9 protein-coding genes are annotated in these 15,460 nt (G+C 71.4%); 2 read left to right on the forward strand and 7 right to left on the reverse strand.

Annotation, left to right across the window (positions count from 1 at the left end; translation table 11 throughout):
- Positions 1–5 precede the first annotated feature (5 nt).
- Positions 6–1,847 (forward strand): glycoside hydrolase family 15 protein, encoded by a 1,842-nt coding sequence (locus AB0C73_RS13015; RefSeq protein WP_362528335.1) that lies wholly within the window; start codon positions 6–8, stop codon positions 1,845–1,847.
- Here the strand turns inward: AB0C73_RS13015 and AB0C73_RS13020 are convergent.
- The 7 genes from AB0C73_RS13020 to AB0C73_RS13050 form a co-directional block, all read right to left on the reverse strand.
- Positions 1,810–3,603 (reverse strand): cation:proton antiporter, encoded by a 1,794-nt coding sequence (locus tag AB0C73_RS13020; protein ID WP_362528338.1) that lies wholly within the window; start codon positions 3,601–3,603, stop codon positions 1,810–1,812. The genes AB0C73_RS13015 and AB0C73_RS13020 overlap by 38 nt on opposite strands.
- The gene (locus tag AB0C73_RS13025) at positions 3,600–4,625 is read right to left on the reverse strand and encodes a cytochrome d ubiquinol oxidase subunit II (RefSeq protein WP_362528341.1); all 1,026 of its coding nucleotides are present in this window, start codon (positions 4,623–4,625) and stop codon (positions 3,600–3,602) included. The genes AB0C73_RS13020 and AB0C73_RS13025 overlap by 4 nt, the downstream gene beginning before the upstream one ends.
- Entirely contained in the window at positions 4,622–6,115 is a 1,494-nt protein-coding gene (locus AB0C73_RS13030) for a cytochrome ubiquinol oxidase subunit I (protein ID WP_362528343.1), read from the reverse strand. The genes AB0C73_RS13025 and AB0C73_RS13030 overlap by 4 nt, the downstream gene beginning before the upstream one ends.
- A 42-nt stretch (positions 6,116–6,157) precedes the next feature.
- Positions 6,158–6,997, reverse strand: a complete 840-nt coding sequence (locus AB0C73_RS13035; RefSeq protein WP_362528346.1) for an SDR family oxidoreductase — start codon at positions 6,995–6,997, stop codon at positions 6,158–6,160.
- A 177-nt stretch (positions 6,998–7,174) separates the two neighbouring features.
- Entirely contained in the window at positions 7,175–8,755 is a 1,581-nt protein-coding gene (locus AB0C73_RS13040; RefSeq protein WP_362528348.1) for a GMC family oxidoreductase, read from the reverse strand.
- A 163-nt stretch (positions 8,756–8,918) separates the two neighbouring features.
- Complete coding sequence (locus tag AB0C73_RS13045) at positions 8,919–9,848, reverse strand: cyclase family protein (RefSeq protein ID WP_362528350.1); 930 nt, start codon at positions 9,846–9,848, stop codon at positions 8,919–8,921.
- The gene (locus tag AB0C73_RS13050; protein WP_362528352.1) at positions 9,845–11,296 is read right to left on the reverse strand and encodes a gluconokinase, GntK/IdnK-type; all 1,452 of its coding nucleotides are present in this window, start codon (positions 11,294–11,296) and stop codon (positions 9,845–9,847) included. The genes AB0C73_RS13045 and AB0C73_RS13050 overlap by 4 nt, the downstream gene beginning before the upstream one ends.
- 342 nt (positions 11,297–11,638) lie before the next feature.
- Between AB0C73_RS13050 and AB0C73_RS13055 the strand changes: the two genes are divergently transcribed.
- Entirely contained in the window at positions 11,639–15,325 is a 3,687-nt protein-coding gene (locus AB0C73_RS13055; protein WP_362528354.1) for a S8 family serine peptidase, read from the forward strand.
- Positions 15,326–15,460: the final 135 nt, after the last annotated feature.

Here is a 15,460-nt window from a genome sequence, read left to right on the forward strand (position 1 = left end):
CGACGATGGACGACTATCCCCTGATCGAGGACCACGGCCTGATCGGTGATCTGCAGACCGCGGCCCTCGTGACGACCGAGGCGACGATCGACTGGTTCTGCTGTCCGCGGTTCGATTCGCCCAGCGTCTTCGGCGCTCTGCTCGACCGGCGCGAGGGCGGTCACTTCAGCGTGCGGCCCGCTGCGGGCACGTACACCACCAAGCAGCTCTACCACCCGGACACCGCCGTTCTGGTGACCCGGTTCATGACCGAGGACGGGGCGGGGGAGGTCGTCGACCTGATGCCGGTGACCGGACGGACCGCGACCGACCGGCACCGGATCGTCCGCATGCTGCGCTGTGTCCGCGGCAGCATGACGTTCGAGGGAGAGATCGCCCCGCGCTTCGACTACGGCCGCAAGCAGCACCAGGTCCACCTCACCGAGCAGGGAGCCCTGTTCACCTCGGAGGACCTCACCCTCGCCGTCCACACCGTCCGCGAGCCGCAGGACGAACGGCTGGTGAACACCCTCACGACCGACGACAAGGACGTGCGCTTCTCCCTGACCCTGCGGGCGGGGCAGCAGCGCGGCCTGGTCGTGGAATCGTCCCCGGACGGGCCCCCGCACGAGGTCCGGCTGGAGGAGTTCCAGCGGCTCTTCGACGAGACGGTCGGCTTCTGGCGCTCGTGGCTGGGCCAGTCCACCTACACCGGACGCTGGCGGGAGGCGGTGGAACGTTCCGCCGTGACGCTGAAGCTCATGACGTACGCGCCGACCGGCGCCCTGGTCGCCGCCCCCACGGCGGGGCTGCCCGAGCAACTGGGCGGAGAGCGCAACTGGGACTACCGGTTCACCTGGATCCGTGACGCCTCGTTCTCCGTGTACGCCCTGCTGGGCCTGGGCTTCAGGGAGGAGGCGTCCGCGTTCATCAACTGGCTGCACGACCGGGTGAAGCAGGACGCGGGCCGGGAGAACGGCTCCGGGCCGCTGAACATCATGTACCGGGTGGACGGCACCGCCGACCTGGTCGAGGAGACCCTCGACCACTGGGAGGGGTACCGCGGCTCCGCCCCCGTCCGTATCGGCAACGGGGCCGCGACCCAGCTCCAGCTGGACATCTACGGCGAGGCGCTCGACAGCATCTACTTCGCGCACGAGCACGGCATGCACCTCGACCACGGCGGCTGGACCGCGCTGCACACCCTGCTCGACTGGCTGGTCGACCACTGGGACCAGCCCGGCGAAGGGCTCTGGGAGACCCGCGGCGGCCGCAAGGACTTCACGTACGGCCGGGTGATGTCCTGGGTGGCCTTCGACCGCGCCCTGCGGATCGCCTACGACGACGGCCGTCCCGCCGCCGGCGGACGCTGGGTGGACGCACGGGACGAGATCTACGCGCAGGTGCTCGACCGCGGCTGGGACACCGGGAAGCAGGCCTTCGTCCAGCACTACGGCGACGACGTCCTCGACTCGGCGCTGCTGCGCATGCCGACCGTCGGATTCATCATGCCGGACGACCCGATGTGGAAGTCGACCCTGGACGCGATGGAGCGCGAACTGGTCAGCGACAGCCTCGTCTACCGCTACAACCCGGAGGCGTCCCCGGACGGGCTGCGCGGCTCCGAGGGCACCTTCTCGCTGTGCACCTTCATGTACGTCGACGCCCTGGCCCGGGCCGGACGCCTCGACATGGCCCGGCTGGTCCTGGAGAAGATGCTCACGTACGCCAACCACCTCGGCCTGTACTCCGAGGAGATCGACCTGACCGGCCGGCAACTGGGCAACTTCCCCCAGGCGTTCACGCACCTGGCCCTGATCGACGCGGCCATCACCCTGGACTCGATGCTCCAGGAGCGGCGTCGGTAGGCGCGGGCCCGAGGAGGACGAGAGCGTCCCCGTCCCGGGGGGCGCTCTCCTGCCGCTCCGTGACCGGATCCAGTTGGTGGTCGGCCCGCACCACGAACAGCGTGTCGTGCCCGGGCGGCAGCGGCTCGCCGGCCGGCAGCACCATGAACCGGGCGCCGCGCCGGTAGCGCTCCGCGAGGACGTGGCGCACCAGGGAGCGCCCGAAGAGGATGTGGGCGCCGGTGTACGGGGCGACCACACCGTGGCTGTCCTGCGGCGGGCCCACCCGGTAGACCGGTCCGTCGACGTTGTCCTGCATCACGATCGAGGCGAGCGCGTTGAAGTCGTCGTCGTCCGTGGCCAGGAAGACCGCCGTCACGCCCTCGAGACGCGCCCCGGGGTTGATGGCCGTGGCGAGGAGTTCGCCCTTGGCCAGTTCGAGACCCGTACCCCGGATCCGCTCCCGCTCCTCGTCGAGACCCGCCCACATCAGCACGTCGAGTCCCGCGGAGCGCAGCGCCCTGCCGAGGTCGACCACCCATGGCTCGCCGCCCACCAGGAGCACCCGGGTGCCCGCCGCCTTGACGACACCGAGGCGTCGGGCCACCGGCGCCGCCGTCAGTGCGTAGAGCAGCACGGTTCCCACGATCACCAGGAAGGTCACCGGAAGGATCTTCGACGCTCCGGGCACCCCCTCTTCGACCAGGCCGGCGGAGAAGGCCGAGGCCGTGGAGGCCGCGACGATGCCGCGTGGGTCCATCCAGCCGATGAAGGCGCGCTCTCCCCGTGACAGGTCCGTACGCGCGGTCGCGCCGAAGGCCACGAGGGGGCGTACGACCAGGACGAGGATCGCGATCAGGCCGAGCGCGGGAAGCAGCACCGGCACCACCGACGCCGGGGTGACGGTGGAGGAGATGGAGACGAAGAGCAGCCCGATGATCAGCTGGACGAGCGTCTCGAAGAAGGGCCGGCGCGCGGGCATGTCGAAGCCGCGGATGTTGGCGACAGCGAGGCCCGCCACGATCGCGGCGATCAGCCCGGTGTCGTCGCGCACGATGTCGCAGCCCGCCGACACACCGATCACGATGGCGAGCTGCGCCAGCGTCCCCAGGGTCTCGCCGAGCCGGAGGATGCGCAGGGTGAACCACAGCAGTGCGATGCCCACGGCTCCGCCGACCAGACCCACGGCCATGCTGATGAAGAACTGGCCCAACTGGTAGCCGCGGCCGAGGTCGATGCGGTGCGAGGTGGCCACCGCGTGGAAGGTCAGCGCGCCGAGGATGCCACCGATCGGGTCGGTCAGCGTCCCCTCCCAGATCAGGATGCGCCGCGCCTTGTCGGTCGGCCGTACGAAGTCGAGCAGCGGCCCCACGACCGTGGGCCCGGAGACGACGAGGATCACGCCGAGCATCGCGGCCACGCGCAGGTCCATGCCGAACATCGCCGGCGACACCGACGCGACCACGAGGAAGGTGAGCAGCACGCCGTACACGAGCAGCCGGCCCACGACCCGCCGGGTGTGGCCGGCCAGCTTGCGCAGGTCGAGTCCGAGCCCCGCGTCGTAGAGGATCACCGCGACCGACAGGGACACCAGGTCCGAGAAGGCCGGCCCGAGGAGTTTGTCGGGCTGGATGGTGTCCGTCATCGCGCCGGCGGCGAACCCGACGGGCAGCAGCACGACGAGGGCGGGGACGCGCAGCTTGCTCGCCAGGATCTGCGAGGCGGTGGCGAGCACCACCGTCAGGGCGAGGCCGAGCAGGATCTCGTCTTCGCTCATTCCGGCTTCCGCAGTTCGGGGTCGGTGAGTTCCTCCAGCTCACCGTGGGTGTCCAGCCAGTAGAGGAGGAAGACGGCCGGCATGACGACAAGGAGGGCCACGAGGGTGACGATCGCCAGCCAGGTCAGCGTGGAGGGCGCGCCCGCGGCGTCGGACACCGTCAGCGAGGTCGGGAGGAGGTACGGGCGCTGGGCCATGCCCCAGGCGACGATGGCGCACGCGACGACGCCCACCGCCGTGACGCGTACCCAGGTGCCCGGTGTCCGCAGCAGCAGCCAGGCCGTGGCGAGGGCGGCCGCTCCGGCCACGAGGACGAAGAGCAGCCCCAGGCCGTGGGTGAGCCCGTGCCACACGTAGGGGGCGTCCTCGTGGGTGACGAGCCCGGTGACCACGGCGAGGACGGTGAGCACGGCGAGACTGGCCAGTGCCCGCCGCCTGAAGTAGCCGACCAGCTCGGGCGCGTCGAACCTGCGGGCGTTCCCGGTGAGGAACACCGCCCCGAGGAACGCCGTGGTCGCGACGGCGACGAGTCCGAAGACCACCGAGGTCGGGCCGGCCCAGACGTCCGCCGAGGCCTCGGTGCCGGGAGCCACGCGCTCCGACGCGACCCCGCCGACGGCCGCGCCCAGGAAGAACGGCGTGACGAGCGAGGCGCACGCGAACACGGCACCGTACAGGCGTCGTCCGGCGAGCCGCTGGGTGGGCTTGCGGAGCGCGAAACCGGCGCCCCGCAGCACCATGCCCACGACGGCCAGGGCGAGCGGGAGCCACATCGCGGTGAACACGGTCTGGAAAAGGACGGGGAAGCCGGTCCACATGACGACCAGAACGAAGATCAGCCAGACGTTGTTGACCTCCCACACGGGAGCCATGGCGTGGTCGATGAGCCACCGGGGACGCCGGCCGCGTTCCGCCCCGCCGGCCGTCAGGTCCCAGAAGCCGGCCCCGTAGTCCGTACCGCCCGCGCAGGCGTACGCGGTCACGGCCAGGAGCAGCACCACGGCGACGAGGTCGGCGGTCATGAGCCCTCACCCCCGGACCGGCCGGCTCCGGGGCCGGGGGCGGGGCCGGCGGCGGGCACGTCACCGGCGGGAACCGAAGCGCGCGGACCGTACGGGATGTCGTCCTCCGGTGTGGGGGCGCCCGCCACCGCGGCCTGCTGCTCGTCGGCGAGCCGCCAGCGGGTGCGCATCTTCAGCAGGACGACGAGGAACGAGCCGAAGAGGAACGCGTACACCGCCGCCACCACGCCGAACATGATCCACAGGCTGGTGGAACGGGTCGAGGTCACGGCCTCGGCGACCCGCATGTTCTCGTAGACGATCCAGGGCTGGCGTCCCACCTCGGTGGCGATCCAACCGGACTCGACGGCCACGACCGAGCCGGCACCGGCACAGGCCGCGGCGCCGTAGAACCAGCGGGAAGCGGGCGGCCGGCGGTGCCGCAGCCAGACGAGCCCGTACCAGAGGGCAAGCAGGACGAGCGCGGACCCGATGAGGACCATGAGGTCGAAGGCCCAGTGGGCGATGGTCGCCTGAGTGGCCGTCGGCCGCTGGTCGGCCGGGACGGAGGTCAGCCCGACCACCTCGGTGTTCGGGCTGAATCCGGCCAGGAAGGAGTCGAGCAGCGGGATCTTGAGGCCGCCCTTGACGCTCCCGTCCTCCTGCAGGCGCCCGAAGAGATACTCCGGGACCCGGGTGTCCGTCTTCCAGACGATCTCCATCGCGGCGAACTTCACCGGCTGCTTGTGGAACACCGACCGGGCGATGGAGTCGCCGAGCACGAACTGCACGGGCGCGGCGACGGCGGCGATGGTGAACGGCACGGTGAACCCGAGCCGGTGGTAGCGGTCCCGGCGGCCGCGCAGCCAGCCCGTGGCGTAGACACCGGCCACCACGAAGCCCGCGGTGAGGATCATGCCCACGACGAAGTGCCAGTACTCCGGGCCGAACATCGGTGTGAAGATCGCCTTCCAGACGTTCACGTCGACCGGATTGCCCGCGGAGTCGAGCGAGAAGCCCTGCGGCGTGTTCATCCAGGAGTTGGCGGCCAGGATGCCGAACGCCCCGAGCAGCGCGGCGAACGGCAGGGGCAGCCCGAGGAGGAAGTGGGTCCGCGGCTTCAGCCTCCGCCACCCGTACAGATAGATGGCGATGAGTACGGACTCCAGGAAGAAGGCCCAGCCCTCGACGCCGAACCCGACGCCGAAGACATCGCCCCACCGTCCCATCAGACCGGGCCACAGCAGACCGAACTCGAAGGACAGCACCGTGCCGGTGACGATGCCGAGCGCGAACTGCACCGCCATGACGGCCGACCAGCGCCGGGCCAGAAGCAGCGCGGTGGCGTCGTTCCGGCGCAGTCCGCGGTAGTGCATGACCAGGGTGATGAGGGGGAAGGCCACGCCGAGCGGGACCAGGATGATGTGGGCGGCCAGGGTGAAGGCCATGAGTTCCCGGGCCGGCAGGAGCTGGGCCGGGGCCTCCGCAAGGAGCTGGAGCGAGAGAGGCATACGCGCCTTCGTCGGATCGGTGGGTGAAGGACCGGGAGCGCGTCAGCCTCCGGTGGCGAATCCGGGAAAGAGCGTCATACCGCCGTCGACGTACAGGGTGGTCCCCACCACGTAGTCCATGAGATCGGACGCGAGCGCGACGACGGCGTGGGCGATGTCGTCGGGGTCGCCGATCCGGTCGTACGGGATGAGCCGCAACAGGTCCTTCTGTGCCTCGGGCGTCTCCCAGGCCGCGCGGTTGATCGGCGTCTTGATCGCCCCCGGGGCGACCGCGTTCACCCGGATCTTCTCCGGCGCGAGCTCCTGGGCCAGGGTCTGCATCATCATCTGCACACCGCCCTTGGACGACGCGTAGTTCACATGTCCCGCCCAGGGGATGATCTGGTGCACCGAACTCATGCAGATGATCTTTCCGGCGGCCCGGGACACCTCGGGGTTCACGCCCCGGCGCCGGAACTCCTTGGCGGCCTCGCGCGCACACAGGAACTGACCGGTGAGATTGACGTCGATGACCTTCTGCCACTGGGCGAGGGTCATCTCCATGACCGCGGCGTCACGCTGGAGCCCCGCGTTCGCCACGAGGATGTCGACGGTGCCGAACTCCTTGACCATCCGGTCCGTCATGGCGACGACCTGGTCCTCCTGGGACACGTCCGCCTCGTAGGCCGCCGAGCGCACCCCGAACGAGGCGATCTCCTCGGCCACCTCCTCGGCGGCCTCGCGACCCGCCACGTAGTTCACCACCACGTCGGCGCCGGCCCGGCCCAGGGCGATGGCCGTGGCCTTGCCGATGCCCGAGTTGGCCCCGGTGACCAGGGCCTTCTGGCCGTGCAGCAGACGCGCCGGGATCACGCCCTGCGGCGCTCCCACCGTGGAATCCATGCCGTTGTGCCTCCTCGCTGCGCGCAAGCGCTGAGCCCGGCGCCGGCTCGGGCCGGGCTCAGCCACGCAATCACCCGATGAGGTGGTCGGCATCTCCTCGGAAGGGTCATGGGGCCGTTGGGGTGGGTGCCTTCGTCCGTACGGACCACCGGCCGGCCCCGTGCACGGTGCTCCTGCTCAGTTCAGCCGGGCCAGGAGGTGGTCGCCGACCCGCAGCGCGTTGGCGATGGCCGTCAGGGACGGGTTGACCGCGCCGATGCTCGGGAAGAAGCTCGTGTCCACGACGTACAGGTTGTCGAGGTCGTGGGCCTTGCAGTTCACGTCGAGCGCGGAGTCGGCGGGATCGGTGCCGAAGCGCACGGTGCCCGCCTGGTGCGCGGTCGCCCCGATCGGCATGCCCTTGTGCAGATAGATGCTGTGGGACAGCAGATGGTGCTCGTGCATGCCCAAGTGGCCGAGCATTCCCTGCAGTTTGTGCCGCAGCCGCTTCAGGCCCTCGATGTTGTTCTTCTCGTCGAGGGTGAGCCGGATGCGGCCGTCGCCGTCGAGGGTGACCCGGTTGTCGGGCATCGGCAGGTCCTCGCCGCACAGCCAGAAGTCGACGGCGTGATGGGCGAGTACCTCGAACGGCATGTCGGGCGTCACCGCACCGGCCCACCGGGGCGCCTCGCCGTGGATCTGCTCGGCGTCCGACTTGCCCAGCATCTGGATGCCGCCCAGCGGGAAGTCCCAGTCGTCCGCGCCGAGATACCAGTCGTGCAGGGCCAGGGTCTTCTGGAACTGGGTGTCGTTGGGTTCCTTCGACACCGCCATCAGGGCCATGTTGTTGTGCCGCATGTAGTGGCGGCCGACCACGTCGGAGCTGTTCGCAAGGCCGTTGGGATGGTGCTCGTTCGCCGAGGCGAGCAGCAGAGCGGCGGAGTTGACCGCCCCGCAGGAGACGACCACCACGTCCGCCGTGAACCGCACCTCCGAGCCGTCGGGGAGCCGGCCGACGACCGCGCTGACCCTGCGCCCCCGGTCGTCGGTCTCCAGGCGCACCACGTGGGTGTCCGTGACCATCTCGACGTTGGGGTGCTCCAGCGCAGGCTCGACACAGATCACCTGGGCGTCGGACTTGGCGCGCACCAGACACGGGAAGCCGTCGACCCGGTTGCACCGGATGCAGGCGCTGGAGTGGGTGGGCCGGCCCCCGTCCTCCTGGGTCAGATCGACGCCGATCGGCAGATGGAACGGGTGCAGGCCGCGCTTCTCCAGGTCGTCGCTCAGCTGCTGGATGCGCGGCTCGTGCTCCACGGGCGGATACGCGTACTGCGCGCTGACCGGGCCCTCGCCGGGGTCCTCGCCGTGCCGTCCGTGGACCAGGTACAGGTGCTCGGCCTGGGTGTAGTACGGCTCCAGGTCCTCGTACCGGATCGGCCAGGCGGGAGAGAGGCCGCCGTGATGACGCAGCTCGCCGAAGTCCTCGGGCCGCAGCCGGAAGAGGGCGGCCCCGTAGAACTTGGTGTTGCCGCCGACGTAGTAGTTGACCTCGGGCGGGAACTCGGTGCCGTGCTTGTCGAGCCAGAACTCCGGGGCCCGGTACTTGCCCTTCACGAACACGGCCGTCGAGTCCCAGTTGTCGCGCTCGCGGGGCAGATAGCCGCCGCGTTCGACGAGCAGGACGCGTTTGCCCGACGGGGCGAGGCGATGGGCGAGAGTCCCTCCGCCGGCGCCGGTGCCGATGATGATGACGTCATAGTGAGGGGCGTCGCCCACGGCGACCACCGTCCTTGGGATCAGGGCCCCGACCTGGTGTCAGGCGCCTGGCGCCCCGCTGGGCGAGGCTCCAGCGGTCCCACCTCCGACGAAGCTATCCCCGTACCCCGTGGTCGGCGACCGGAGCAGGTCGGCCCGGCGCTCGTCGAAGTCACCGTCACCATCACAGCACCGCGATCGGGTTCACGGGCGACCCCGTGCCGCCGGTCAGCCGCAGCGGCGCGACCGCACATAGGAAGCTCCAGCGGCCCGACCGCGCGCAGACCGGGGCGAGATCCTCGAACTGCAGGTAGTCCATGAGGTGGATGCCCAGGGCGTGGATGGCCAGGACGTGTACGGGGAAGGCGAGGTCCGGCACCGCGCTGGGCGCCGTGTCGTTGTTGCCGTCGCTCCCGAGGACCGCGACCTGGCGCTCCGCCAGGAACTCCACGGCCGTCGGGTGCAGACCCGCTCGCGCCTCGGCCGCGTTCCACGGCCCGAGTTCGGTGCGCCGAAGACGGTGCCCCACCCTGACGAACAGCAGGTCGCCCGGTCCGACGCGGACGCCCTGCGCGGCCTCGGCCGCCGTCAGATCGCCCGGCGTCACATGGTCGCCGGGCTCCAGCCAGCGCACGCCGCGCAGCCGCGGGATGTCGAGGAGCACGCCCCGGCCGACGACGCCGTTCTCGACCAGGTCCACGGAGAGCCTGCGGGCGCCCTCGGCGGTCACGGTGCTCGCGGGCACCCCGCCATAGAGCTCTCCGCCGTAGATGACGTGACAGAGGGCGTCGAGATGGCTGTCCGCGTCCCCGTGCACGTTCATGGCGAAGCGGTCCGTGGCGAATTGCAGTGCGTCCGAGCCGATGCTTCCCGGGCCCGGTCCGGTCATCCGGTGCACCGCGGGCTCGGGATCGTCGGGGCCCCGCACGGTGTCGATCGGGGCCGCCAGCGACACGGTGCGCCCGATGCGGACCTCGGCGGCGGCCGCCGCCACCCGCTCAGGCGTCAGATGACGAAGTGCCCCGCACCGGCCGTCCACCACCGGCCGCGCCGCCTCTCGCACCGCCTGTCCTCGCAGGCGCTCGTAGAGCTCCCGGAAGTCGTCAGGGGTCATGAGTGTCCCCAGGGGCTCAGACCCCACCGCAGCACATGCGTCGCGTGCGGCTGCAGCACGGTGAGATCCGTGCCGCTGCGGAAGGCGTCCGGCGGACAGGACATGGGCTCCACCGCCACGCCCCGCCGCCGCTGGGACCCGGCCAGGGTGTCACCCGTGAACACCTGCACGTAGCGGGTCCCCTCGCCGAGCCAGAGGTCGACGCCGTGCGGTCCGGAGGGGTGGGCGAGGCGTACGACCGCCCGGCCGTCCGGGCCGCGGTCGAGCCCGGTGAAGGCGGTGTCCAGGCGAAGATCGCCGATGGGGCGGGCGGTGCGGAAGTCGTACGGCGTGCCGTCGACGTCCTCCCGGCCGACGGGCAGGCCCCTGTCGTCGGTCCGCAGCAGGTACCGCGCGGGAACGGTCAGCACCGCGCTGTCGACGAGGTCGGTCCCGACCGTCAGATAGGGATGCTGCCCCACTCCGTAAGGCGCGGGCTCCGTCCCGAGGTTGGTCGCGCGGACTGCGGTGCTCAGCCCGTCCGCGTCCAGCCGGTACTCGACCCGGACATCGAGGAGGAAGGGGTACCCCGGCTGGGGGCAGAGCGTCGTACCGAGCAGCACCGAGTCGTCGGTGCGGGCGAGCAGGTGCCACAGGCTCCAGCGCAGCAGTCCGTGGATCGCGTTGCGCTTCTCCACCTCGGTCAGGGGCAGTTGCAGACTCCTGCCCTCGAAGAGGTAGCGTCCGTCGCCCACCCGGTTGGGCCACGGGACGAGCAGCTGCCCCCGCCCGCCCGTGACGGCGGACCCGGCGGAGAAGCCGTCGAGCAACGGCCGGCCGTTCACGGCGTACTCGCGCAGGGCGCCGCCCAGCTGGACCACCACCGCGCTCTGGTCCCCCCGGACCAGCCGCCATGAGTCGCCCGTGGGGCCGGCGGTCGAGACTTGGGCCGGGCCTTCGGACATCAGCGCCAGCGCCGCCGCGGCGACGGCCTCCGGGGACCGGTCGATCTCGACCACCAACGGGTGCTCGTCCGGCTCCGGCTCTTCGAGCACCGCGAGCTGGCTGTCCAGCAGGTCCGCCGGGAAGAAGTGCCCGTGGCGCCCGGCCAGCCGGGACGCGAGCAGCTCGCGCGAACCGTGCAGATAGACCAGACGCACCTCGGGGCGCCCTGCGAGCAGCGCGTCCCGGTAGGCGCGCTTGAGCGCCGAACAGGTGACGACGGCCTGTCGGCCGGCCGCGATCGTCCGGTCCATCCATGCGCCGATCGCGTCCAGCCACGGCACCCGGTCGGCGTCCGTGAGGGGATGGCCGGCGGCCATCTTGGCGCGGTCGGCCTCGGAGTGGAACTCGTCCGCGTCCCGGTACGCCCAGCCAAGACGCTCGGCGAGAAGGCGCCCCACGGTCGACTTGCCCGACCCGGCGACGCCGACGACGAGCACCAGCGCCGCCTGTCCATGGGTCGTCATGCCAGGTTCCTCCCGGGTCGGTCCGCCCCGACGTCACCGCCGTCCGGTGCCTCGGACACCTCCAATCTGGCCTCCACCGTCCGACCGCGCACGTCGGCGCATGTCGGTGAACGGCAGCGCACGGCAGCGCGCCGAGCCGGCCGGGGTCGCCGCAGCCGCCTCCGTACACGCACCCTTCCGGCCGGATTCGTACGCTTCACGCGCTGGCAAGCCTTTGCCATGGCGAGGACTTGCCGCCACCACGCCTTCACGACGGTGTTCACCGGTCGATAGACCCGTGCCATGTCCTCCCCCTTTCCTCCTTCCGCCTGTCCTTCCGCCCGCCGGCGCAGGCGCCGGCGGTTGATCTCGGCGGCCCTCGCGGTGCCCCTCCTGGCCTCGGGCCTCGCCCTCGCGCACGGGCCGGCCCAGGCGGCTCCGAGCAGACCGCCCGTCCCCGCCAAGCCCTCGGCGACCCATGAGGTCACCCTGGTCACCGGCGACGTGGTCACGGTCACCACGACCGCCGACGGCAAGCAGATCGCCGAGGTCGACCGACCCGACAACGCGTTCGGCGGCGTGAGACTCCAGGAGATCCAGGGCGACCTGTTCGTCATCCCGGACGAGGCCGGGCCGCTGCTGGGAGCCGGCAGGCTCGACCGGCGCCTGTTCAACGTCACCGACCTGATCGAGATGGGTTACGACGACGCGACGTCGGGCGCCGTACCGCTGATCGCGACGTACACCCCGCCGAAGTCCCGCGCGGCTGCCGAACCGACCGCTCCCCGGGGAAGCAGGCTGACCCGCACGCTCAAGGGCATCGGCGGTGCCGCGCTCAGCACCGAGAAGAGGCAGGCCCGCACCTTCTGGAACACCGTGGCGCCGCAGGGCAGCACGCGGTTGGGCGCGGGCGTGGCCAAGCTGTGGCTCGACGGGCGCGTGAAGGCCGACCTGAAGGAGAGCGTGCCGCTGATCGGAGCGCCCGAGGCATGGGCGGCCGGATACACCGGCAAGGGCGTCAAGGTCGCGGTGCTCGACACCGGCATCGACGTCAACCACCCCGACTTCGCGGGTCTGATCGACGGCACGACCAGCTTCGTACCCGGTGAGGGCGTCACCGACGTGAACGGGCACGGCACGCATGTGGCCGGCACGATCGTCGGCTCGGGCGCCGCGTCCGGTGGCGCGAACAAGGGCGTCGCGCCCGGCGCCGACCTCTACGTGGGCAAGGTGCTCGGCGGTGCGGAGGGCTCGGGCCAGGACTCCTGGGTCATGGCCGGCATGCAGTGGGCCGCCGAATCCGGCGCCGACGTCGTCAACATGAGCCTCGGCGACTCCTACCCCACGGACGGCAGCGACCCGATGTCGCAGCTGGTCGACGCGCTCTCCGCGCAGTACGGCACGCTGTTCGTCATCGCCGCCGGCAACGCGGGCCCGGAGACCATCTCCACCCCGGGCGCGGCGGCCGCGGCGCTGACCGTGGCGGCCACGGACAAGCAGGACCGGCTCGCGTACTTCTCCAGCACCGGCCCGCTGGCGTACTCCGGTGGCATGAAGCCGGACATCGCGGCGCCGGGCGTGGACATCACCGCGGCCCGCTCACAGAAGATGACCGACGGCGGCGAGGGCCTCTACCGCACCCTCAGCGGCACCTCGATGGCCACCCCGCACGTCGTCGGCGCGGCGGCGCTCCTGGCACAGCAGCACCCGGACTGGACCGGCGCGCAGCTCAAGGAACATCTGATGAGCACCGCGAAGGGCCTCGACGCCGTGTATTCGCCGTACGAGGTCGGCACCGGCCGTCTCGACGTGACCGCCGCCGTGCGCACCGCGGTCCGCGGCACCGGATCGCTCTTCTTCGGCAACTACACCTGGCCGCACGAGCCGAGCGACGTCGCCGTCACGAAGGACCTGACCTTCACCAACTCCGGTTCCGCCGACGTCACGCTGAACCTGGCGCTGACCGGCGCCGGCGGCCCGTTCTCGCTGGGCGCCACCACGGTGACCGTCCCGGCGGGCGGCACCGCCGCCGTCCCGGTGACCGGCGACCCGCAGGCCGCCTCGGCCGGGCGGCACGTCGGCTACGTGATCGGCACCGACGCGGCCACCGGACAGCCGGTGACCCGCACCTCCGTGGCGCTGCTCAAGGAGGAGGAGCGCTACGACCTGAACATCAAGCTGGTCGGCCGGGACGGCAGGCCCGCCGCCGGCTGGGTCTCGGTCAACCTGGCCGGCGACGGCTGGCCCTGGTCGCTCTACGTCGAAGGCTCCACCACCCTGCGGATGGCCCCCGGCCGGTACACCGTCGCGGCCTACCTCGACGTGACCGGCGAGCGGGCGGACCGCTCCGGTCTGGCCGTCCTCGTCGACCCGGAGACCGTGCTCAAGGACGCCTCCGCGGACGTCGTCCTCGACGCGAGCAAGGCGCACCTGCTGCGGACCGAGGCGCCGCAGCGCACCCAGGACCGGCAGCGCAAGGTCGACTTCAACGTCCACTACACCGGCTTCGACGCGTGGTGGGACTACCGCGGCGCGTATGTGCTGCCGCCGACGTACGACGACGTCTACGTCTCCCCGACGGAGCCGATGACGCAGGGCGAGTTCACGCTGATCACCCGCTGGCGCAAGGGCGAGCCGCAGCTCGGCCTGAGCACCGCCGACGGCCGGCTCGACGTCGAGACCCTGGTGCAGGGCGGCAGCGCCCTGGGCACCGCCACGGACCGGCTGACCGCGGTCTACGCGGGCAAGGGCGCGGCCGCCGACTACGCGCGGCTCGGCGCGAAGGGCAAGGTCGCCGTCGTCGAGCGCGGTGACGAGGTCACGCCGGAGGAGCGCACCGCGGCAGCGGTCGCGGCGGGGGCGAAGGCCCTGATCGTGGTCAACGACGGTGTCGGCGGCCTGTTGGAGTACGTCGGCGAGTCCGCCATCCCGGTCGCCACCGTGCATCGCGACGCGGGACGGGCCCTCGTCGCGAAGGCCAGGGCCGGCAACCTCAAGCTGACCGTGCGACAGACCGAGTACACGCCGTTCGTCTACGACCTGACCCGTGACTACCCCGGCCAGGTGCCGGACCGTGCGCTGGTGTACCAGCCCACCAAGGCCGACCTCGCCCGGATCGACGCCCGCTACCACGCGGCCGCGGGCGGCCGCCTCGCCGAGGGCTATCGGTCCGACTTCACCCTCAGCCCGTCGTTCAACTTCCCCGAGGCCGAACGGCACCCGGGCACCCGTACCGAATGGGTGACCCCGGGCCAGGTCTGGCGGGAGTTCCACACCCAGGGCATCGGCACAGAGCTGCCGTGGTCGCTGGTGTCCGGTGACAACACGTACGCCAAGGGCAGCACCACCCGTCTGGACTGGTTCGCCCCGGTGACCCGGCCCGGCCAGAACGAGTCCTTCGGCGTCTACAACTCGCGCTGGCAGAACTACATGACCTGGAACGTGCAGCCGTGGGCCTCCGCCGACGACACCCTGCGCCTCGGCGGCTACCTGCCGTGGGGCGGGACGCCGACCCACCTGCGGATCTTCCAGGGCGACACGCTCATCCACGACAACCCGAACAGCGCGGACATGCAGTGGGTGGAGGTGCCGGCCGGTGACCTTCCCTACCGCGCCGTCCTCGACGCGGAGCGGCCCGCCGGCCTCTTCCGGCTGTCGACGCGCACCCACACCGAGTGGACCTTCAGGTCCGGCACCGTCGACGCGGACGACTTCGAGCCGTTCTCGGTGCTGAACCTGGACTACCGGCTGGAGACGGACCTGCACGGTGACGTCAGGGCCGACGCGACCCAGCAGATCGCGCTCAAGCCGGTGTCCATGGACCAGGGCACCGTGCCGGGCAAGGTCACCACGGTGACGCTGGACGTCTCGTACGACGACGGCGCCACCTGGCAGAAGGTGACCCTGGCCAAGGGCGCCGACGGCTCCTGGACGGGTTCCTTCAGGACGGCCCGGAAGCCCGGCGGCTTCGTCTCGCTCCGCGCGAGCGCCGAGACGGACCAGGGCTACGGCGTCACGAACGAGATCATCCGGGCGTACGGCCTGCGATGAGCCGCACCATCAGGCCCCGGGGCGGCGACGCCCCGGGGCCCTTCCCCGCGCACCCGCTCCCATCAGGGTCTTTCCACGGTCTGCCACCGTGGCGCATACTCTCCCCGCTGCGGCAAGCGGAGGAGAGTCGAACGC

This window comes from Streptomyces sp. NPDC048623 (assembly GCF_040650755.1).
Classification (GTDB): domain Bacteria; phylum Actinomycetota; class Actinomycetes; order Streptomycetales; family Streptomycetaceae; genus Streptomyces.